Origin of the sequence: Rhodoplanes tepidamans (assembly GCF_030813915.1) — a bacterium.
GTDB lineage: Bacteria > Pseudomonadota > Alphaproteobacteria > Rhizobiales > Xanthobacteraceae > Rhodoplanes > Rhodoplanes tepidamans.
Genome location: NZ_JAUSUJ010000011.1, coordinates 58,734 through 78,740, shown reverse-complemented (window position 1 = coordinate 78,740; position 20,007 = coordinate 58,734). Strand labels below are relative to the sequence as shown.

The 20,007-nt window shown below is 71.2% G+C and carries 17 protein-coding genes; 6 read left to right on the top strand and 11 right to left on the bottom strand.

The window, feature by feature from the left end:
* Positions 1-134 precede the first annotated feature (134 nt).
* Positions 135-1,556, top strand: coding sequence for a metalloprotease TldD (gene tldD / locus J2S22_RS14485; protein ID WP_272777703.1), 1,422 nt, complete (start codon positions 135-137; stop codon positions 1,554-1,556).
* A gap of 67 nt (positions 1,557-1,623) precedes the next feature.
* Here the strand turns inward: tldD and J2S22_RS14480 are convergent, their stop codons facing one another.
* The 3 genes from J2S22_RS14480 to J2S22_RS14470 all read right to left on the bottom strand — a co-directional run bounded on the left by J2S22_RS14480 (position 1,624) and on the right by J2S22_RS14470 (position 5,242).
* The gene (locus J2S22_RS14480) at positions 1,624-2,751 is read right to left on the bottom strand and encodes a radical SAM protein (RefSeq protein ID WP_272777702.1); all 1,128 of its coding nucleotides are present in this window, start codon (positions 2,749-2,751) and stop codon (positions 1,624-1,626) included.
* A gap of 58 nt (positions 2,752-2,809) precedes the next feature.
* Positions 2,810-3,916, bottom strand: coding sequence for a glycosyltransferase family 2 protein (locus J2S22_RS14475; protein ID WP_272777701.1), 1,107 nt, complete (start codon positions 3,914-3,916; stop codon positions 2,810-2,812).
* Between the two features lie 225 nt (positions 3,917-4,141).
* Complete coding sequence (locus J2S22_RS14470) at positions 4,142-5,242, bottom strand: glycosyltransferase family 2 protein (RefSeq protein WP_272777700.1); 1,101 nt, start codon at positions 5,240-5,242, stop codon at positions 4,142-4,144.
* 236 nt (positions 5,243-5,478) lie between these two features.
* On the opposite strand from J2S22_RS14470, the gene J2S22_RS14465 reads away from it, so the two are divergent.
* Positions 5,479-6,780: a glycosyltransferase gene (locus J2S22_RS14465; RefSeq protein ID WP_272777699.1), complete on the top strand. Its 1,302-nt coding sequence runs from the start codon at positions 5,479-5,481 to the stop codon at positions 6,778-6,780.
* Between the two features lie 337 nt (positions 6,781-7,117).
* On the opposite strand, the gene J2S22_RS14460 is transcribed toward J2S22_RS14465, so the two are convergent.
* Positions 7,118-7,390, bottom strand: coding sequence for a hypothetical protein (locus tag J2S22_RS14460; RefSeq protein ID WP_272777698.1), 273 nt, complete (start codon positions 7,388-7,390; stop codon positions 7,118-7,120).
* 216 nt (positions 7,391-7,606) lie between these two features.
* Here J2S22_RS14460 and J2S22_RS14455 point away from each other — a divergent pair, with 216 nt between their 5' ends.
* Positions 7,607-8,536 carry a DMT family transporter gene (locus J2S22_RS14455; protein ID WP_272777697.1) on the top strand — a complete coding sequence of 310 codons (930 nt, stop codon included), beginning with the start codon at positions 7,607-7,609 and terminating at the stop codon, positions 8,534-8,536.
* A gap of 103 nt (positions 8,537-8,639) precedes the next feature.
* On the opposite strand, the gene J2S22_RS14450 is transcribed toward J2S22_RS14455, so the two are convergent.
* From J2S22_RS14450 to J2S22_RS14430, 5 genes are all read right to left on the bottom strand, one after another.
* A complete protein-coding gene (locus J2S22_RS14450) occupies positions 8,640-9,533 on the bottom strand; it encodes a 3-hydroxybutyryl-CoA dehydrogenase (protein WP_272777696.1) in 894 nt (297 codons plus the stop codon).
* A 141-nt stretch (positions 9,534-9,674) separates the two neighbouring features.
* The gene (locus J2S22_RS14445) at positions 9,675-10,622 is read right to left on the bottom strand and encodes an electron transfer flavoprotein subunit alpha/FixB family protein (RefSeq protein WP_272777695.1); all 948 of its coding nucleotides are present in this window, start codon (positions 10,620-10,622) and stop codon (positions 9,675-9,677) included.
* A 1-nt stretch (position 10,623) separates the two neighbouring features.
* Complete coding sequence (locus tag J2S22_RS14440) at positions 10,624-11,373, bottom strand: electron transfer flavoprotein subunit beta/FixA family protein (RefSeq protein WP_272777694.1); 750 nt, start codon at positions 11,371-11,373, stop codon at positions 10,624-10,626.
* Between the two features lie 155 nt (positions 11,374-11,528).
* Positions 11,529-12,110, bottom strand: a complete 582-nt coding sequence (locus tag J2S22_RS14435; RefSeq protein ID WP_272777693.1) for a cob(I)yrinic acid a,c-diamide adenosyltransferase — start codon at positions 12,108-12,110, stop codon at positions 11,529-11,531.
* An 87-nt stretch (positions 12,111-12,197) separates the two neighbouring features.
* Positions 12,198-12,392 carry a twin transmembrane helix small protein gene (locus tag J2S22_RS14430; RefSeq protein WP_272777692.1) on the bottom strand — a complete coding sequence of 65 codons (195 nt, stop codon included), beginning with the start codon at positions 12,390-12,392 and terminating at the stop codon, positions 12,198-12,200.
* A gap of 184 nt (positions 12,393-12,576) precedes the next feature.
* Between J2S22_RS14430 and J2S22_RS14425 the strand changes: the two genes are divergently transcribed.
* Positions 12,577-13,734, top strand: coding sequence for a trans-sulfuration enzyme family protein (locus J2S22_RS14425; protein WP_272777691.1), 1,158 nt, complete (start codon positions 12,577-12,579; stop codon positions 13,732-13,734).
* Entirely contained in the window at positions 13,731-14,672 is a 942-nt protein-coding gene (locus J2S22_RS14420; RefSeq protein WP_272777690.1) for an NAD-dependent epimerase/dehydratase family protein, read from the top strand. The genes J2S22_RS14425 and J2S22_RS14420 overlap by 4 nt, the downstream gene beginning before the upstream one ends.
* Before the next feature lie 186 nt (positions 14,673-14,858).
* Here J2S22_RS14420 and J2S22_RS14415 read toward each other — a convergent pair whose 3' ends face one another.
* On the bottom strand, positions 14,859-15,308 hold the full coding sequence (locus tag J2S22_RS14415; RefSeq protein ID WP_272777689.1) for a baeRF12 domain-containing protein: 450 nt from the start codon (positions 15,306-15,308) through the stop codon (positions 14,859-14,861).
* Between the two features lie 270 nt (positions 15,309-15,578).
* Here J2S22_RS14415 and J2S22_RS14410 point away from each other — a divergent pair, with 270 nt between their 5' ends.
* Positions 15,579-18,671 (top strand): bifunctional diguanylate cyclase/phosphodiesterase, encoded by a 3,093-nt coding sequence (locus tag J2S22_RS14410; RefSeq protein ID WP_272777688.1) that lies wholly within the window; start codon positions 15,579-15,581, stop codon positions 18,669-18,671.
* A gap of 49 nt (positions 18,672-18,720) precedes the next feature.
* Here the strand turns inward: J2S22_RS14410 and J2S22_RS14405 are convergent, their stop codons facing one another.
* Complete coding sequence (locus J2S22_RS14405; protein WP_272777687.1) at positions 18,721-19,911, bottom strand: S8 family peptidase; 1,191 nt, start codon at positions 19,909-19,911, stop codon at positions 18,721-18,723.
* Positions 19,912-20,007 lie beyond the last annotated feature (96 nt).

The following is a 20,007-nucleotide window of genomic DNA, read 5'->3' as shown; positions in this document are numbered from 1 at the left end:
GCGCTAGCGCCGCCCCGCATTCCGTTTCACTTCATGCGGGCTGCGGCGCTGAACGCCGTCCCGGAGCCCCCTCGCGCAGCGGCGCCGGACCCACTATCTTCCGGGCGACCCTTTCAAGCCGAGAAAGACCTGCCATGACCGCCACCACCTCGCTCCTCGACCGCGCCGGTCTCGACCGGACCAACGTGTCGCGCCTGATCGCGCGCGGGCTGGAGGGGGCCGACGACGGCGAGCTCTATCTCGAGTACCGCCAGTCCGAGATGCTGATGTTCGACAACGGCCGCCTGAAGCAGGCGACCTACGACACGACGCAGGGCTTCGGGCTGCGCGCCGTCAAGGACGAGGCGGTCGGCTACGCCCATTCCTCGGCCCTCTCGGAGGAGGCGATCGGCCGCGCCGCCGACGCCGTGAAGGCGGTCAAGGGCGGCTATTCCGGGACGCTCGCCGCCGCGCCGCCGCGCACCAATGCGAAGCTCTATACCGATGCCAACCCGCTCGCCGGCGTCGCCTTCGCCGAGAAGGTGAAGCTGCTGGAGGCCGTCGACGCCTACACGCGCGCCAAGGACCCGCGGGTCCGTCAGGTGACGGCGAGCGTCGCGGCGACCTGGCAGGTGGTCGAGATCGTGCGGCCGGACGGCGAGACCTATCGCGACGTGCGGCCGATGGTGCGGGTCAACGTCTCGGTCGTGGTCGGCGACGGCGATCGCCAGGAGACCGGCAGCCACGGCTATGGCGGCCGGTCCACCATCGAGCAGTTCGTGAGCGAGGCGGCGTGGCGCGGCGCGGCCGACGACGCGGTGCGCCAGGCGCTCGTCAATCTGGAGTCCGTCCCGGCCCCGGCCGGCGAGATGGACGTGGTGCTCGGCCCCGGCTGGCCCGGCGTGATGCTGCACGAGGCGGTCGGCCACGGGCTGGAAGGCGACTTCAACCGCAAGAAGACCTCGGCCTTCGCCGGCCTGATGGGTCAGCAGGTGGCCGCCAGGGGCGTCACCGTGATCGACGACGGCACGATGGCGTCACGGCGCGGCTCGCTGTCGATCGACGACGAGGGCACGCCGACCAACCGCACCGTGCTGATCGACGACGGGATTCTCGTCGGCTACATGCAGGACCGCCAGAACGCCCGCCTGATGGGCATGCGGCCCACCGGCAACGGCCGCCGCGAGAGCTTCGCCCATGTGCCGATGCCGCGCATGACCAACACCGTGATGGTGGCGGGCCGCCACGATCCGGCCGAGATCCTCGCTTCGGTGAAGAACGGGCTCTACGCCGTGAGTTTCGGCGGCGGCCAGGTCGACATCACCTCGGGCAAGTACGTCTTCCAGTGCACCGAGGCGTATCGGATCGAGGACGGCAAGGTCGGCGCGCCCGTGAAGGGCGCCATGCTGATCGGCAACGGCCCGACGGATCTGCACCGCATCACCATGGTGGGCGACGACCTCGCCCTCGACCACGGCATCGGCACCTGCGGCAAGAACGGCCAGGGTGTGCCGGTCGGCGTCGGCCAGCCGACGCTGCGCATGGACCGCATCACGGTCGGCGGCACCGGCGGCTGAGCCGTCTCGTGACGGGGGTCCCGGTGATCGACTCGTCGGTCGTTCCGGAGCGGCGCACAGCGTCGGATCACTCCGCCGCCGCGGTTCCGGCGAGGCTGCGGGTGGGCAGGCTGTAGGCGGCGGGGGTCAGGGTGCTGCCGATGCGGCGGACGCTGTGGCTGATGCCGCAGAGCCGGTTGCACTTGCGCATCTCGCAGCGGATGTCGTTGGCGCCGAGCCAGAACCTCTTCAGGTCGCCGTCGGCGCGCAGCTTCGCGCCGCGAAAGTCGGTCGAGAAGCACAGCCGCGCCGTGCCGTAGTGATCGACCATGATGTTGCGCTCGTAGGTGTTGCAGATGTGGGCGCGGGTGCGGGTCGGCGCCGCCCAACCCTTCTCGTACTGCTGACCGGCCGCGATCGACTCGACATACATGCGCACATTGGCGAGCCAGACCGGGTTGAGACCGAGGCCGAAGCGCGCGTCGCAGCGGCGGATTTCTTCGACCAGCACGTCCGGATCCATCCGGTGATGGGCGGCGAAGAACCGGTCCTCCGGGGTGTCGCCGAACGACGGCTGCAGGAAGTTCAGCTTCAGCTTGTCGGCCTTCAGGTCGTTCAGGACGAAGTCGTAGAACGGCTCGAGCTCGCGGTGGTTCTCGTCGAAGATCAGCCCCATCACGTAGATGCGGCTGGTGCTGCCGGTGCGGTCGCGCGCCGCCTTCAGCAGGCGCACGGCCCGGCAGGCCTTGTCGAAGGCGCCTGGCACGCCGCGGGTGCGGTCGTGCAGCTGGGGCCGGTGGCTGTTGAGCGAGATCGAGATCTCGTGCGGCCCCTCGGTGACCATCCGCTCGGCCATCGCGTCGGTGCGGATGCGGGTGCCGTTGACGACCGACAGGCAGGTCAGCCCCAGCGCGCGGCAGTGGCCGGCCACGTCGAAATAGTCCTCGAGGTCGAGCATCGACTCGCCGCCGCAGATCACCACGGCGCCGTGCGGGTTCATGGCGGCGAACTCGGAGAGCACCCGCCGGCGGCCGGCGCGGTCGAGATAGTTGGCTCTGTCGGCGTCGTCGGTGTGCCAGAAGCTGCAGTGCTCGCATTTGAGATTGCAGCGGCTGTTGATCAGCAGGAACAGGAAGCGCGGCGGATCGAGACGGGCGTCGAAGCCGCCGGCCGGCGCCTCGCGGGACACCATCCGCTTCAGGAAATGGAACACCACTCTCCCCCGTCTCGGCAGCGTCTGTCCGGATCGCCGCCGGCCCGGCACCCGCACCTGATCACGTCCGGCGGCGCCGGAGCCACCGCTTGAACCACCGCTTGCGCCGCTTGGTCGTCCAGGTGGCGAGCCGCTCGGGGCCGAGCGCCTGCACCACCGCCGCGCGGTTCCGCGCCAGAGCGGCCGCGAGGGTATCACGCCGCCCGCCGCCGGCAAGATGCGTGTCGAGCCGCTCGAGCAGGCCCGTGTAGCTCTCGACCGACCAGAAGCGCGGGACCATGGCGACGGCCTCGCGGGTGTAGAGCTCGATCAGCGCGGCCACCACGGCATCCGACGGTTCCGAGTCGGGCTTCATGCAGCGGACATTGGCGAGCTGCGGATGGGCCGTGCCGACATTGCCGCCATGGATGCGATACACCGACAGCGCCCGGTCGATCAGCACGCCGCCGCAGCGGTGGCCCACCGCGATGCACAGGAAGGCATCCGACCCGATCCGCGTGGCGGCGAGCTCCGGCGCGTCGGCGAACAACGCGACGGCGTCGCGCCGGAACATGTTCGCGGTACCTGGAGACCAGCACCATCTCACCTGGCCGGGCGGCACCGAGACCAGGTCGTCGAGCAGCGCCGGGGCCGGACCGGGCAGCGTCCACGGGCCCGCCGGGGCCCGGGCCAGCGGCCGGAACGCGTGCCCGGGCGGGCCGCCGGAACCGGCGCCGGCGAGGCGGTCCTCCATCAGACGATCGTTCAGGGCCTGGCCGGTGGTCAGCACCGCTCGCCCGTCCACGACCTGGACGACGTCGCTGGAGGTGAGGCCGGGATGCCGCCGCGCCGACAGATGGACATAGACGTGGGTGGCGACGAACTCCGGGAACAGCAGGTCGTCGGCATCCATGAAGACGACGTAATGACCGCGGCTCGCGGCGAAACCGGTAGCGCTCGCGGCGCCCTGCCCGGCGTTCGTGGCGTGCCGCAGCACCACGAGATCGGGCCACTCGACCGCGAGCGCGTCGAGCACGACGGCGCTGTCGTCCGTGGAGGCGTCATCCACCACGATGCATTCGACCGCCTCGTAGGTCTGGGCCCGGACCGACTCGATCGCATCGCGGAGAAAGCGACCGTAGTTGAAGTTGGAGATGACGACGCTCACCAGCGGGAGGGCGATCTGCATCAATGCGCTCCTCGGGCCCGATCCTCGAACGGCCGGCGTCATGTCCGTCTCGCCTGCCCGGTTCGGAATCGCACCGGGAGGATCGAGCGCGGGTCGCCGGTCCGATTCATCGAACCGTCGCGAGGCCACCTCTGCCAATCACAGCAATACCATCGATCCGCGGGAAAAACGACTCGGTCCGCCGCCCACGACGAGCACGTCACCAGCAGCCCGGGCCGCCGGCCGTCATCCTCGGGCACGCTTTCGCCACGGTCTGGACCAACGCCGCTTCCGTCCGCCGGTCGCGCGCCGCTCCATCCATCCGGTGAGCTCATCCTGTCCGAGCGCCTGCACCAGCGTCGCGTGGTGGCGGGCCATCGCGGCCGCGAGGACGCCCGGATGGCCGAGCCCGGTGAGATGTGCGTCCAGCCGGTCGACCAGCGCCGTGTAGGTGCCGGCGTTCCAGAGCTGCGGCACGACCGTGGCCGCCTCGCGGACATAGAGCTCCACCAGCCGCATCAGCGCGACCGTGCTCAGCTCCTTGTCGGGCGGCGCGGCCCGCACATTGACCAGCTGGGCCTGCCGGATGCCGGCATTGCCGCCGTGCACGCGATGGAGCGACAACGGCCGGTCGATCAGCACCCCGCCGCAACGATGCCCGACCGCCGTGCAGAGGAAGGCGTCGAGGCAGATCCGCATCGCCGAGAACTCGTCGGAGCGGACGAACAGATCGACGGCGTCGCGCCGATACATGTTGGCGCTGTGATGCGACCAGCACCAGTGGACCTGGCCGGGCGGCACGTGCACCAGCCGATCGAGCAGCGCCGGCCCCGGCGTGTCGAGCGTCCACGGGCCCGCCGGCGCCGGCTCGACGGGACGAAACAGCCCCGCACCGTTGCCCGCATGCGCGACGATATGGTCGTTGACGCCCTGGCAGGTGCCGAGCACGACCTGTCCGTCGACCACCTGATAGATGTCGCTCGACGTGATGCCGACGTGGATCCGCGAGGAGAGCTGGACATAGACGTGGGTCGCCACGAAGTCCGGCCCCATCACGTCGTCGCCGTCCATGAACACGACATAGGGGCCGCGGCTCGCCTCGTAGCCGGTGCGGCAGGCCGCGCCCTGCCCGCCATTGGTCTCGCGCCTGATCACGGTCGTGGCCGGCCACTCGGCCGCGACGGCGTCGAGCACGGCGGCCGTGTCGTCGCTCGACGCGTCGTCGACCACGATGCACTCGATCGCCGGATAGGCCTGGGCGTGAACCGACGCGACCGCCTCCGTCAGGAAGCGGGCAAAATTGTAGGACGTGACGACGACGCTGACGAGCGGAAGGGAAAGCTGCATGCGAGTCCTGGCCGACGGCCCGCGACGACAGGGGACGATGTCTGCGGCCGGGTCGCCGCGCCGGACGATCCTACCGGCCCGGCTCGTCACGTCCAGATCCGCGCCGTCGGGGGTCTTGGACGCTCACCGCGGCGTGTGATCACGTGTCGTTTGGCGGCCACGGCAAGGCATGGTATTAATGGATGGTTTCCTAATGCTTCCGAATGGTGTCGACCCAACGGGTGACGAGCAGCTGCATGCAGGACTCCGCGCTCGTCATCGCGTCGCCGTGGCCCCGCTGCGGAAGTTCCAACATCTTCGCCGCCCAGTGCAGGTATCTAGACACCCGCGGCTATCGCACCGCGCTTCTGCTCGGCCCGCATCTCCCCATTCACCGCGCCAGGTATCACGGCTACTGGGACTGGATGCTGGAGCAGATGCGCTTCGAGGGCGTCGCGCTGGTCTGCCACGCCTCGACGTCGCACCGCATGCGCGCCTGGCGCTCGCGCAGCCATCTGCAATGGCTCGCCAGCGGACGCGACTCGCAGCTGTCGGTGATGGCGCGCTACGGCGGCGCCGCCACGCTTCCGGCGACGCTTCTCGATTTCATCGAGGCCCATCCGCCGCGCGTGATCGTCGTCAATCACTGCTTCCAGATGGGGCTGGCGCACACGGTGCTGCGGGAGATGGCCCGCCGCCGCCTGCCGCGGCCGCTCGTCGTGCTGGAAACTCACGACGTCCAGGCCGAGCTCTATGCGGACGGCGGGCTCGCCAACGTCTTCCGCGGCCGGCCGGACGCGCGGGCGCTGCTGGAGCGGGACGAACTACGGCTCGCCGCCGGCGCCGACGCCTTCACCCACGTGACCGACGACGACCGGGCGTATTTCAGCACGCGGCTGCCCGGACCTCATCACCTCGTCCGCGCCACCCTCACCCCCGAGAACGAGCGCCGCCTCCTCGCCCTGGAGCCGGCGGATCGCGAGCGCTTCGACTTCGCCTATGTCGGCGACAACAATCCGGGCAACGAGGTGAGCCTCGCCTGGTTCCTGACCGAGGTCGCACCGCGGCTCGATCGCGGCTGCCGGATCGCGATCGCCGGACGGATCGGCGGCCACATGGAGGCGGTCCGCCCGGATCTCTTCGGCCGCTACGCACACTGGTTCGTCGGCGTCGTCGACGACGTGACGACCGTCTACGCCCAGGCCGCCGTCGTCGTGATTCCGACCCGCTTCGGCACCGGCATCTCGATCAAGACCATCGAGGCGCTGGCGGCCGGCAACCCGATCGTCGCCACCGGCGCGGCGCTGCGCGGCCTCGTCGGCGCCTCGACGCCTGCGTCGATCGCGAGCGCAGAGGACCCGGACGGCTTCGCGCGTGCCATGATGGAGACGCTCGGACGATGGCGGGCCCTGCGCGGCCTGTCCCGCGACGCCTATCGGGAGCGCCTGTCCAACGCGGCCTATTTCGCGCGGTGGGATGCGGTGCTGCAGTCCGGCGGCGTGCCGGTCCGCGACCGGACGGCGCCGCCGGTCGCGGGTCTCGCCACGATCGGGGCCTGACGGCACGGTCGGCCGCACGGCGAACGAGCCGTCACGCGCCCAGCGCGGCACGACCTCTCCGATCGGCAGCGCCGAAGAAGATCCGCGACTCCGGCCTGCCTTGCCAGGAGCCCGGCACGACCGGCCCGGTGGCGACCGAGCTGCACGGCGCGATCTCGACGGGGCCGTCCGGCAACCGAGTCTATTTCGGCCACGGCACCAACAACGTGGACCGGGCGAAGCTGCTCGAAGGCCTGGGGGAGCCGACGCGGGTACCGCGTGTCGCGGGCGCGGTGCAGCGCGACGCCAGCGTCGTGACGCGCCGCGGCCGCGGAGCCGGTCCGCCCGTTCGGCCCTTTCACACCTCGATGTCGAGGATTCGCCCCACCGTGCCCTTGGGCACGGTGGCGGCCGGCGAGCTCCGCTGGACGGCGGTGTCGGTGGTCCGGCCCTCGGCCGGCGGAGCGGCGCCGCCCGCCTTGACGGCGCGCTCGATCACGTCGGTCAGGGTCCGCTCCTGGTACGACGGCTGGGTGGTCGGCGCCTGCCGGGCGTATCGCTGGACCATGTCCGACTGGGCGCGGCGCACCGCGTCGAGCCAAGCCGCCGTCAGTCCCGTGGTGATCTCCATGCGGCACACTCCCCGGGCCACACAACTTCTCCGTGCCATTCCGGCGCGCGACCGGTTGACGAGTCCTGAACGGGCCCGCCCGGCGGACGCCTCTCCTCCCCGGGCCGGTTAACGAGAGCTTGCCGGGCTCCCGCCATCCTGGCGTTGCCCCCAGGATGTGCAGAAATCGCCGCCTTTCGGGGTCGCGCCGGCGCGGCTTCGCCCCTACAAGGAGGCATGCGGCAACGACCCCTCCTGACCATGTCGCCCGGCGACTGGGCGATGCTCGTCGCCCTCTCCACGCTGTGGGGAGCCTCCTACTATTTCGCCAAGGTGGCGGTCGCCGAGGTGCCGCCGATGACCATCTCGCTGATCCGGGTGGCGGTCGCCGCGCCGATCATGCTGGCGCTGTGCCGGCAGGCCGGCGAGCTCGCGCAGATGCCGCGCTACTGGCTGCCGTTCCTGGTGATGGGCTTCCTCAGCAATGCCGCCGCCTTCGCACTGATCTCGTGGAGCCAGCTGCGGATCGGGAGCGGGCTCGCCGCCGTGCTCAACGCGACCACGCCGCTGTTCGCCATCGTGCTGGCCCACCTGACGACGCGCGACGATCGCATCACGCCCGCCCGGGCGGCCGGGCTGCTGCTCGGCCTCGCCGGGGTCGCCGTGATGATCGGGCCCGGCGCGCTCGCCGGTCTCGGCGGCCATATCGGCGGCGAGCTCGCCTGCCTGCTCGCCGCCTTCCTGTACGCCGTCGGCGCCATCTACGCCCGGCGCTACAAGCACCTCTCGCCCAACGTGATGGGCGGCGGCCAGGCGGTCGCCGCCATCGTGCTGATGCTGCCGCCCGTGCTGCTGCTCGACCAGCCGTGGCGGCTGCCGGCCCCGTCCTGGCCGGCCGTCGCGGCGCTGCTGGCGCTCGGCGCCTTCTCGACGGCGCTCGCCTACGTCCTGTATTTCCGGGTTCTGTCGCGGGCCGGCGCCACCAATACGCTCCTGGTCACATTCCTGATCCCGGTCAGCGCCATGCTGCTCGGCACCGTGCTGATGGACGAGCGCCTGGAGCCGCACCAGATCGCCGGCATGCTCGGCATCGCGGCCGGCCTCGTGGCGATCGACGGGCGGGCCTGGAGGGCGTTTTCGGAGTGGCGGCGAGGGAGGAAGTCGTAGGGCGGGCAAGGCGAAGCGTGCCCACGCCGTCCGACGCGATCGTGTCACCGCGTGGGCACGGCACGTTCCGCGCCTTCGCCCCCCTACGGATCGACGACCCGCCTCACCGGGTCGGGACGGGCTTCTCGCCGCGGTAGTCGTAGAAGCCGCGCTGGGTCTTGCGGCCGAGCCAGCCGGCCTCGACGTATTTCACCAGCAGCGGGCACGGGCGGTACTTGGAGTCGGCCAGCCCCTCGTGCAGGACCTGCATGACCGACAGGCAGATGTCGAGGCCGATGAAGTCGGCGAGCTGCAGCGGGCCCATCGGGTGGTTGGCGCCGAGCCGCATGGCGACATCGATCGCCTCGACCGTGCCGACCCCCTCGTACAGCGTGTAGATCGCCTCGTTGATCATCGGCATCAGCACGCGGTTGACGATGAAGGCCGGGAAGTCCTCCGACACCGCGACCGTCTTGCCGAGCCGGTGGCAGAACGCCTTGGTGGCCTCGTAGGTGGCGTCCTCGGTGGCGATGCCGCGGATCAGCTCGACCAGCTCCATCACCGGCACCGGATTCATGAAATGAATGCCGATGAAGCGCTCCGGCCGGTCGGTCGCGGCGGCGAGGCGGGTGATCGAGATCGACGACGTGTTGGAGCCGACCATCGCGTCCGGCTTCAGGTTCGGGCAGAGCTGGCCGTAGATCTTGCGCTTGACGTCCTCCTTCTCGGTCGCCGCCTCGATGACGAGGTCGCAGTCCGAGAAGCCGTCGTAGCCGACCGCGGGGACGATCCGGGCGAGCGCGGCCTGGCGCTCCGCCTCGGTGATGCGGTTCCGCTTCACCTGCCGGGTCATGTTGCCGTTGATGGTGGCGAGCCCGGCCTTGATGCGGTCGGCGGAGACGTCGTTGAGCACGACGTTCACTCCCGCGAGCGCACAGACATGGGCGATGCCGGTGCCCATCTGCCCGGCCCCGATCACGCCGACCTTGTCGATGGCGACCTTGTCGATGTTCGTCATCTCACCTACCCGAGCGACTGGCGGCCCTGGCTACCGGCCCGCCGAACGGCGAGCCCGGCCGGGGACCGGGATGCTCTTATACTGCCAGTCTCGATCCCCCGCCACGGCCGTGATGCCCGGATCGGGCGTCCTCGGCAGGCGTCACTTGCCGGTCTTGGCGAGCTCGTCCTGGAGCTCGGGGAGGATCTTGAACAGGTCGCCCACGAGGCCGTAATCGGCGACCTGGAAGATCGGCGCCTCCTCGTCCTTGTTGATGGCGACGATGACCTTGGAGTCCTTCATGCCGGCGAGGTGCTGGATCGCCCCCGAGATGCCGACCGCGACATAGAGCTCCGGCGCCACCACCTTGCCGGTCTGGCCGACCTGCCAGTCGTTGGGGGCGTAGCCGGCGTCCACGGCGGCGCGCGAGGCGCCGACCGCGGCGCCGAGCGTGTCGGCGAGCGGCTCGATGTACTTGGCGAAGTTCTCGCGGCTCTGCACGGCGCGCCCGCCCGACACCACGATGCGGGCCGAGGTGAGCTCCGGCCGCTCCGACTTCGACAGCTCCTCGCCGACGAAGCGGGAGATGCCGGGATCGTCGACGGCGGCCACCGGCTCGATCGGCGCCGCGGCAGCCCCGGCCCCGGTCGCCTGGAACGACGAGATGCGAACCGTGATCACCTTCTTGGCGTCGCCCGACCTCACCGTCTGGATGGCGCTGCCGGCATAGATCAGCCGCTCGAACATGTCCGGGCCGAGCACCTTGATGATCTCGGACACCTGCATGACGTCGAGCAGCGCCGCGACCCGCGGCATGACGTCCTTGCCGATCGCCGTCGCCGGCATGACGATCGCGTCGTAGGCCGGCGCGAGCGAGACCAGCAGGGCGGCCAGCGGCTCCGCCGTCTGGTGGGCGTAGCGGGCGTCGTCGGCGGTCAGCACCTTGGCGACGCCGTCGAGCCCGGACGCGGCGTCCGCCGCACCTGAGACGCCCTGTCCCGCGACCAGCACGTGGACGTCCCCGCCGAGCGCCTTCGCCGCGGTCAGGGCCTTGGCGGTGGCGTCCCTGAGGGTTCCGCCGTCGTGTTCCGCAACCAGAAGGTTCGCCATCTCACAGCACTCCGGCTTCGTCCTTGAGCTTCCCGACCAGCTCGGCGACCGAGCCGACCTTGACGCCGCCCTTGCGGCCCGCGGGCTCGACGGTCTTGAGGACCTCGAGCCGCGGCGCGACGTCGACGCCGTAGTCGGCCGGCGCCTTCTCGGCGATCGGCTTCTTCTTCGCCTTCATGATGTTGGGCAGAGAGGCGTAGCGCGGCTCGTTGAGCCGCAGATCGGTGGTGACGATCGCCGGCCCCTTCAGGGCGACGGTCTGCAGGCCGCCGTCGACCTCGCGCGTCACGGTGACGCCGTCGCCCTCGAGCACGACCTTGGAGGCGAACGTGCCCTGCGGCCAGCCGAGCAGCGCGGCCAGCATCTGGCCGGTCTGGTTGCAGTCGTCGTCGATCGCCTGCTTGCCCATGACGACGAGGCCGGGCGCCTCCTCGGCGACCACCTTGGCGAGGATCTTGGCCACCGCCAGCGGCTCGACGATGCCGTCGGTCTTCACCAGGATGCCGCGGTCGGCGCCCATGGCGAGCGCGGTGCGGATGGTCTCGGCCGCCTGGGCCGGGCCGATCGAGACGGCGACGATCTCGGTCGCCTTTCCGGCCTCCTTCAGCCGGATCGCCTCCTCGACGGCGATCTCGTCGAAGGGGTTCATCGACATCTTGACGTTGGCGAGCTCGACGCCGGACCCGTCCGGCTTGACCCGCACCTTCACGTTGTAGTCGACGACCCGCTTGACTGTGACAAGGACCTTCATGCTGCATCACTCCCGCGGCGGCGGCGCAACCTATGGCCCGGTTCCGGGGCTGTCAACGCGCATGCCGCAGTGCCGCACAGCGACCCGGGTCCTGGCTGGAAAACCTTCAAACTGCGGCGGAATCCGGAGCCCCGCGGCCACCGTCGGAAACCGGCTCAGCGGTTGCGTCCGGGCTGCCAGAGCACGTCCCCGGCGCCGCGGCCGTTGGCCCACCGCGCCGCCACGAACAGGAAGTCCGACAACCGGTTGACGTATTTCAGGGCGGGCCCCGACACCGCCTCGCCGGGCCGCTCGGCGAGCTCGGCCATCAGCCGCTCGGCCCGCCGGCACACCGTGCGGGCGACGTGCAGGGCGGCCGCCGCCGGGGTGCCGCCGGGCAGCACGAAGGAGCGCAGCGGCGCCAGATCGGCGTTCAGCGTGTCGATCTCGCGCTCCAGCCGGGCGACCTGCTCCTCGGTGACGGCGAGCCGCGCGCCGCCCGGCCCCTTGCCGGCCTCGCCCGGCATGCACAGGTCGGCGCCGAGGTCGAACAGGTCGTTCTGGATGCGCCCGAGCATGGCGTCGAGCACCGGCTCGGCCGCGGTGGAGAGCCGCGCCATCCCGAGCGCCGCATTGGTCTCGTCGACCGTGCCGTAGGCGGCGATCCGCAGATCGTGCTTCTTGCGCCGCTCGCCGGTGCCGAGCGCCGTGGTGCCGTCGTCGCCGGTGCGGGTGTAGATGCGATTGAGCACGACCATGGGCGTATCCTGCGGGGTTCCGATCCAGCCGGGTCACTACGGTAGCGGGACCGTAATGGATTTCGACGCCTGGGCAATCCCGCCCCGTTACCGCCCCATCGCCCAGATGGTGAGCATGATCACCACGATGGCGACGAGCTGCAGCACCACGCGCCAGCGCATCAGCCGCTGCGAGGTCGACGGCGCGCCGCCGCGCAGCATGTTGGCGAGGCCGAGCAGGAGCACGACGGCGACCGCCCCGATCGCCACCGGAACCGCATACATGCTGAGCGCGTGCGCCATGCCGTCGTCCTCTGCTCCGGGCCGGCCGCCCGGGCCGGCGGCACGAGGCCAGCATATAGGGATGTTTCGCCCGGCGGGAATGGCAGCCTTCGGGCCAGGCCCCTTGTGCGGCGCGGCTCTTTCGCGCCACTAGGATGACCCGCACGGGCGCCGCGCCGGGGCGCCCCGAACCGTCCGGACCCCGATGATCAAGCCCCCCTCGTCCCCGAAGCCCCGCACGCTCGCCGCCCAGGCCCTGGGCGACATCGAGCCGCAGACCGGCGGGATCGTGCCGCCCGTGCATGTCGCGACGACGTTCCTGCGCGACCCCGACAACGGCTATTCGTCCGGCTACGTCTACGGCCGGCCGGACAACGCGACGGTGCGCCAGGCCGAGGGCGTGCTGGCCGCCCTCGAAGGCGCCGCCGCCGCGATGCTGCTCGGCTCCGGCATGTCGGCCGCGACCGCCGCCGTGATGGCGCTGCCGGAGCCCGGCCACATCGTCGCGTCGCAGGTGATGTACTGGGCGTTTCGCGACTGGCTCCTGCGCGAGGCGCCGCGCTACGGCCACACGGTGGAGATCGTCGACACCACCGACCTCGCCGCCGTCCGGGCCGCCGTGGTGCCGGGGCAGACCCGGCTGGTGTGGATCGAGACGCCCGGCAACCCGCTGTGGACCATCACGGACATCGCCGGGGTCGTCGAGATCGCCCACGCGGCCGGGGCCCGCGTCGCGGTCGATTCGACGGTCGCGACGCCGGTGTTCAGCCGGCCGCTCTCGCTCGGCGCCGACCTGGTGATGCATTCGGCGACCAAGTACCTCAACGGCCATTCGGACGTGATCGCCGGCGGCCTCGCCACCGCCCGCCCCGGGGATCCCTGGTGGACCCGGATCGCCGAGCTGCGGGCCCGGCACGGCCTGATCCTCGGCCCGTTCGAGGCCTGGCTGCTGCTGCGCGGGATGCGCACCCTCGACGTCCGGGTGCGGGCCCAGTCGGAGGCCGCCGCCCTGCTCGCCACCTGGCTGGGCCATCATCGCGGCATCGAGCGGGTGCTCTATCCGGGCCTGCCGCACCACCCCGGCCACGCCATCGCGACCCGGCAGATGACCGGCTACGGCGCCATGCTGTCGGTGCAGGTGCATGGCGGCGAGGCGGCGGCGATCGCCGTCGCGGCCGCCGTCGCGCTGTGGAAGCGGGCGACCTCGCTCGGCGGCGTCGAGAGCCTGATCGAGCACCGCGCCTCGATCGAGGGCCCGGGCTCGCCCTGCCCGACCAACCTGCTGCGCCTCTCGGTCGGGCTCGAGGATCCGGAGGATCTCTACGCCGACCTCGACCGGGCGCTCGGGGGGACCGGGGCATGAGCGGCCGCGTCCTGGTGCTGGGCGCCGCCGGCCGGCTCGGCCGCGCCGCCGCGGAGATGTTCCGTGACGCCGGCTGGCAGGTCGCGAGCCTGGTGCGTGGCCGCGCCGCCTCGCGTGCCGCCCCGGGCACCGAGGTGATCACGCTCGACGCCCGCGACACCGAGTCGGTCGCCGAGGCCGCCGCCGGTGCCGACGTCGTGCTGCACGCCCTCAACGTTCCCTATACCCAGTGGCAGACCGAGGCGTTCCGGCTCGCCGAGACCGCCGTCGCGGCGGCGCGCGCCGCCGGCGCCACCCTGATGATGCCGGGCAACGTCTACGGCTACGGCGCCGGCATGCCGGCGGTGCTCGACGAGGACACGCCGATGCGGCCGACGTCGCGCAAGGGCGCACTGCGCGTCGCCATCGAGGAGCGGCTGCGCGCCGAGAGCGAGGACGGCCTGCGCGTCGTGATCCTGCGGGCCGGCGACTTCTACGGCGGCGACGCCGGCGGCTGGCTCGACCGCGTCGTCCTCAACCACATCAGCCACGGGCGGCTCGCCTATCCGGGGCCGCTCGACGTGGTGCATCCCTGGGCCTATCTGCCCGACCTCGCCGCCACGTTTCCGAAGCTCGCGGCGGTGCGCGACACGCTGCCGCCCTTCGCGTCCTTCGGCTTCGCCGGGCACGCCGTCACCGGCCGCGAGCTGATCGACGCGATCGTCCACGCCCTCGGCCGCGCGTTCAAGATCGACCGTATGCAGTGGTGGATGCTGCGCCTCGCCGCGCCCGTGGTGCCGGTCTTCCGCGAGCTCGTCGACATCGACTACCTGTGGACCGTGCCGCATCGGATCGACGAGCGGCGGCTCGCCGCGACGATCGACGCAATCCCGCACACGCCCTTCGAGGCCGCGCTCGCCGCGGCCCTCTACGAGCTCGGGGCGACGCGACGCGCGTGAGCGCGCCGAGCCGGTGATTGCCGGTCGTTCCTGATCGGTCCCGGCTTCGCCCCACCCGCCGCTCATCCCCGCGCGAGCGGGGATCCAGGGCCCGGATCTCGGACGCACCCTGTGCCGCCCCTGGATCCCCACTTGCGCGGGGACGAGCGGCCGGCGGGAGCGACGGCGCTCCGCAGAGTGCGGCTCTTACGCAGCGGCCAGGTGCTTCTCGATCTCGTAGAGCGGCAGCTTGGTGAGATCCTTGTCGATCTCGGCGACCACCCGGGCCTTCACCTCGTTGTGCAGGGCGCGCCGGATCTCGGCGAGGGTCTTGGGTGGCGCGGCGATCACCAGCGCCTTGACCTTGCGGTCCCGCACCAGGCGGTGGAGCGTCGCCGCCGCATCCTTGGCGAAACGCTGCTCCTCGATCTCGTGCCAGTCGGTCTGCTCGACGCCGCTGCGTCGGCTGCCGGTGCTGGCGAAGGCCCGGCCGGGGGCGTCGGTGCCCTGCTCGTGGGCCGGCGGATTCTCGTCGACGAAGACCCGCTCGGTGCGCAGGTTGGGGAACTTCTCGTCCCCCTCGTTGCGCAGAAAGAGCGCCTTGCGGCCGTCACCGACGAACACGAAGGCGTCGTGGGGAATGCTGAGCTTGGTCATGGGGTCGCCTCTCCTGACGTGAAGGCAAGCCCGAAAAAGCATAGGCCGGCCAGGGGCCGGGTCAACCGTCGCGCAGGGAACCGAACCGCTCCGCAATCGACACAACTGATTGTCAAACATAACGGCCGTTAACGATTGATTAGCCTCGACCCTTAAGGCGAGTGAGGTAGCCCGTCGGCGATGGTTCCCGGGTAGGTGGGGCAGGCGATGACGGACGGCTTACCCAGATCGACCCGGCGATTTTCGGGTATTCGGGCGCGGCTTCTGGGTTTGATCCTGGTCGCCGTGCTGCCGCTGATGGCCGCCATGGCGGCCGCCATCCATCGCGAGCGCATCCAGGTCGTCGACGCCGCCGGCCTGCAGGTGGAGGATCTCGCCCGCCGCGCCGCCCTGCGTTATCAGGAGGTGCTGCTCGAATCACGCACCCTGCTGGACATCGTCGCCTTCGTCCCGGAGGTGATCCATGGCACGGCGGAGACCTGCGGCCGGTTCCTGTCGCAGATCGAGCGGACCCGTCCGTGGGCCGAAGGCCTGATGGCGCTCGACCCGCATGGCATCGCGGTCTGCTCGACGACGCCGGGCGGGACCGGCCTCGATCTCTCCGATCGCGCCTACTACCGCCAAGCGATGGCCGAACGGCGCTTCGTGGTCGGCGACTTCATCTCGAGCCGGGTGACCGGCTCGCTGATCAGCATCACCATGCTGCCCGTCCTCAACGACGAGGGCGCCGTGACCCGGCTGATCGGGGCGGTCCTGCTGCCGACCTGGCTCGAGGATCTCGCCCGGCAGCTCCCGAGCAGCTCCGAGGTGAGCCTCTGGCTGATCGACCGGACCGGCACCGCCATGGCGAGCTACCGGTCCGGCGACGCCCCGCCGGATCCCGCCCCGATCGACCGTGACAGCCTGCAGGCCCTGATGCGAACACCGGGCGGCTGGATCGAGACCGCGCCGCCCGGCGGGCCCGCCCGCATCTACGGCGTCGTCGAGGTTCCGCAGTCCGGAGCCCGCATCGTCGCCGCCGTCGAACGCGCCAAGGTGCTGGCCCGGACCGACCTGAAGATCGGCCGCGGCGCCGTGATCTCCGCCGTCGCGCTGGCGATCGCCATGATGCTGGCGCTCGGCCTCGCCCGCCGCATCGCCGACCCGCTGGTCCGTCTCACCGAAGGGGCGAACGCGGCGCGCCGCTTCCACGACGTCGACCTGCCGGAGGTCCGCGATTACGCCGAGGTGGAGTCGCTGTCGCGGTCGCTGCAGGCCCTGCTGCACGACAACCGCCGGCGCGAGCAGGCGCTGCGCGACGCCCGCGCCGAGGCGGAACGCGCCTCCGCGGACGCGCGCGCCGCCCACGAGCGGCTGCGCGAGGCGATCGAGGCGGTGCCGGTCGGCCTCGCCTTCTTCGACGCCGACGACCGCTTCGTGCTGTGGAACCGGCTGTACGAGGACCTCTACGCGGGCAATCCGCTGCCGCTGACCCCCGGCATGCGGTTCGAGGAGCGGCTGCGCGCCCGGCTGAAGCTCGGCCTGATCCCGCCCGCGGTCGGCCGCGAGGAGGAGTGGCTGGCCGAGCGGATGGCGAGCTTCCGGGCCCATGCGGGCAGCCACGTGCAGCGCATGAAGGGAAACCGCTGGCTCCGGGTCGAGGAGCGCCGCACCAGCGACGGCGGCTCGATCGGGATCCGCATCGACATCACCGACCTGAAGCGCAGCGAGCAGTCGTTCCGCCTGCTGTTCGACGCCAACCCGGTTCCCATGTGGGTGTTCGACTCCGAGACGCTGCGGTTCCTCGCCGTGAACGACGCCGCGGTCACGCATTACGGCTACAGCCGCGAGCAGTTCCTCACGATGACCCTGCTCGACCTGCGCGACCCGGCCGACCACGACGCCATCCGGGCGTCGGCCCGGTCGCCCCGCTGCGCCCGCGGCGAGCGGGTGTGGCGCCATCGCCGCGCCGACGGCAGCGAGATCCTGATCCAGGCCTACACCCGCGTGCTCGCCTGGGAAGGCCGCCCCGCCAAGCTCGGCGCCCTGATCGACATCACCCAGCGCTGGCGCGACGAGGCGCACATCCGCCACCTCGCCCATTACGACGGGCTCACCGAGCTCGCCAACCGCACGCTGTTCCGGGCCCGCCTCGAGCACGCGATCGGCCAGCCGCGTACGCCCGGCAGGGGCATCGCGCTGATCTGCATCGATCTCGACGGCTTCAAGGACGTCAACGACACGCTCGGGCACCCGGTCGGCGACCGGCTCCTGAAGCAGGTCGCCGACCGCCTGCGCGAGTGCGTGCGCGACCAGGACACGGCCGCCCGCATCGGCGGCGACGAGTTCGCCGTCATCCAGGACGGGATCGCCGCGGCCGACGACGCCAGAGGCCTCGCCGAACGCCTGATCACCGTGATCAGCGCGCCTTACGTCATCGATGGTCACGAGATCACGGTGACGCCGAGCGTCGGCATCGCCACGACGCTCGAGGAGGGCAGCCGGGCCCCGGACGAGCTGCTCAACCACGCCGATATGGCGCTCTACCGGGCGAAGGCGCGCGGCCGCCGCAGCTACTGCTTCTTCGAGACCGAGATGGACGTCCAGCTGCGGGCGCGCCGCACCCTCGAGGTGCAGCTGCGGGCCGCCCACGAGCTCGGGCAGTTCGAGGTGCACTACCAGCCCTGGGTCGATCTCCGCACCGGCCGCATCGACGGCTTCGAGGCGCTGCTGCGCTGGACCGATCCGGAGCGCGGCCCGGTGTCGCCGGCCGAGTTCATCCCGCTCGCCGAGAACATCGGCCTGATCGTTCCGCTCGGCGAATGGGTGCTCCAGCGGGCCTGCGCCGACGCGGCACGCTGGCCGGCCCCGATCAAGCTCGCCGTCAACCTGTCACCGGTCCAGTTCCGCAGCGGCGACATCGTGCAGACCGTGCAGGCGGTGCTCGGCGCGAGCGGCTTCGATCCGGCCCGGATCGAGCTGGAGATCACCGAGACGGTGCTGCTCGAGGACAACGCCACCAATCTCTCCACCCTCCACGCGCTGCGGGCGCTCGGCGTGCACATCGCGATGGACGACTTCGGGACCGGCTACTCGTCGATCGGCTATCTGCGCCGCTTCCCGTTCGACAAGATCAAGATCGACCGCTCCTTCGTCAGCGAGCTGCCGAACGACATCGACTGCCTGACCATCACGCGCGGTGTCGCCGAGCTCGCCGCCGGCCTCGGCATGAGCACCATCGCGGAAGGCGTCGAGACGGTCGAGCAGCAGGAGATCCTGCGCGCCATCGGCTGCACGCTCGGCCAGGGCTACCTGTTCGGTCGCGCCATGCCGGCGGAGGCCGCCGAGGCGCTGCTGGCGAGCCGCCGCACCGCGGCGGCGTAGGGCCTCCCGCTGGTCGCAGGGCGGCGCTCGTTCGGCTCCCTCGGACGCCCTATTGCGGAGCCGTCACGATTCCGGCTCCGTAGTCCTCCGTGTCCAGACCGGGCGCCAGGCCGTCGGTCCGCGCGTGAGCGAGAATGTTGCTGATGACGAGACCGGCGCTCGCCCTGAGCGCGCCGGAGGACCGCAGCGCCTGCCACCACAGCGCAGCGACGCCGGCGACGTGCGGACAGGCCATGCTGGTGCCGCTCAGGGCGCGCAGCCCGCCGCCGACCCGGACCGACAGGATGTCGACTCCGGGCGCGGCGACCTGGGCCATGGTGTTCGAGAACGGTGCGATGTCGAGCGTGCCGCCCTGCCCCTGCCCGAGCGCCGCGACCGAGACGATGCCTTCCGAAGCGGCGGGCAGCGACGCCGCGATCGTGTACGGACGCGCCCCGCGCCGTTCGCTCTCGTTGCCGGTGGCGGCGACGACCACGGCGGTGTCCAGGAAGGCGGCGCGGGCCCTGACCATCTGCATCAGCGCATCGAAGAACCGCAAGTTCGACCGGTAGGCCTCGAGGGCGCGCGACACCGCCGGCTCGGTCGGCAGCCCCGCCTGCTCCATTTGCCTGACCATGCCCGGAAAATCGAACCCGAGCGACATCGAGATGACATGCGCCCCCTCGTCGAGCGCCCACTGGATGCCGCGGAAGATCATGTCCGAGGAGCCGCTGCCGTCGTCGCCCAGCACCTTTCCGATCAGCGCCTTCTTCACGCCGCGGGCGATTCCGATCCGCCTGCCGTCGACGTCGCGGCCGAATATCGTCCCGGCGCAATGCGAGCCGTGGCCCTGCCGATCGCCGTTCCCCGATCCCGAGAAGTCGTTCTCGACGATGGTGACACCGGCGAAGGCCGGGTGCGCCTTGTCGATGCCGGTATCCAACACGGCGACGACCACGCCGTCGCCGGTCATCGGCGACGTGTCGGCCTTCACGGCAGCGATGCCCCACGCATCGCCGGGCGCTGCGGCTCCCACAGCGGACTCCAGCGGCCGCACGAGCCGGATCGGCATCGGCATCGCGACCGCGGCCACGTCGGACTCGCGCGTCGCGTTCAGGGCGTCCCGCAGCGACAGGTCCCGGGTTTCGACGCGAGGCTCGGGAGGAGTCGGTGCCGCCACGGTGGCGGCCGGACCGAAGCGCTCGAAACCGCTGGCCGTGCGGGGCGTCGCGAGATTGCGGAGGATCATGTACTCGGGCATTGCCATCTCCCCCTGATCGGATCACACGGCAACACGACACGCACTCGCTGTGCTCGCGGCCGATGCCTGTCACCCGGCTCGCGGCGCCGCGGGATC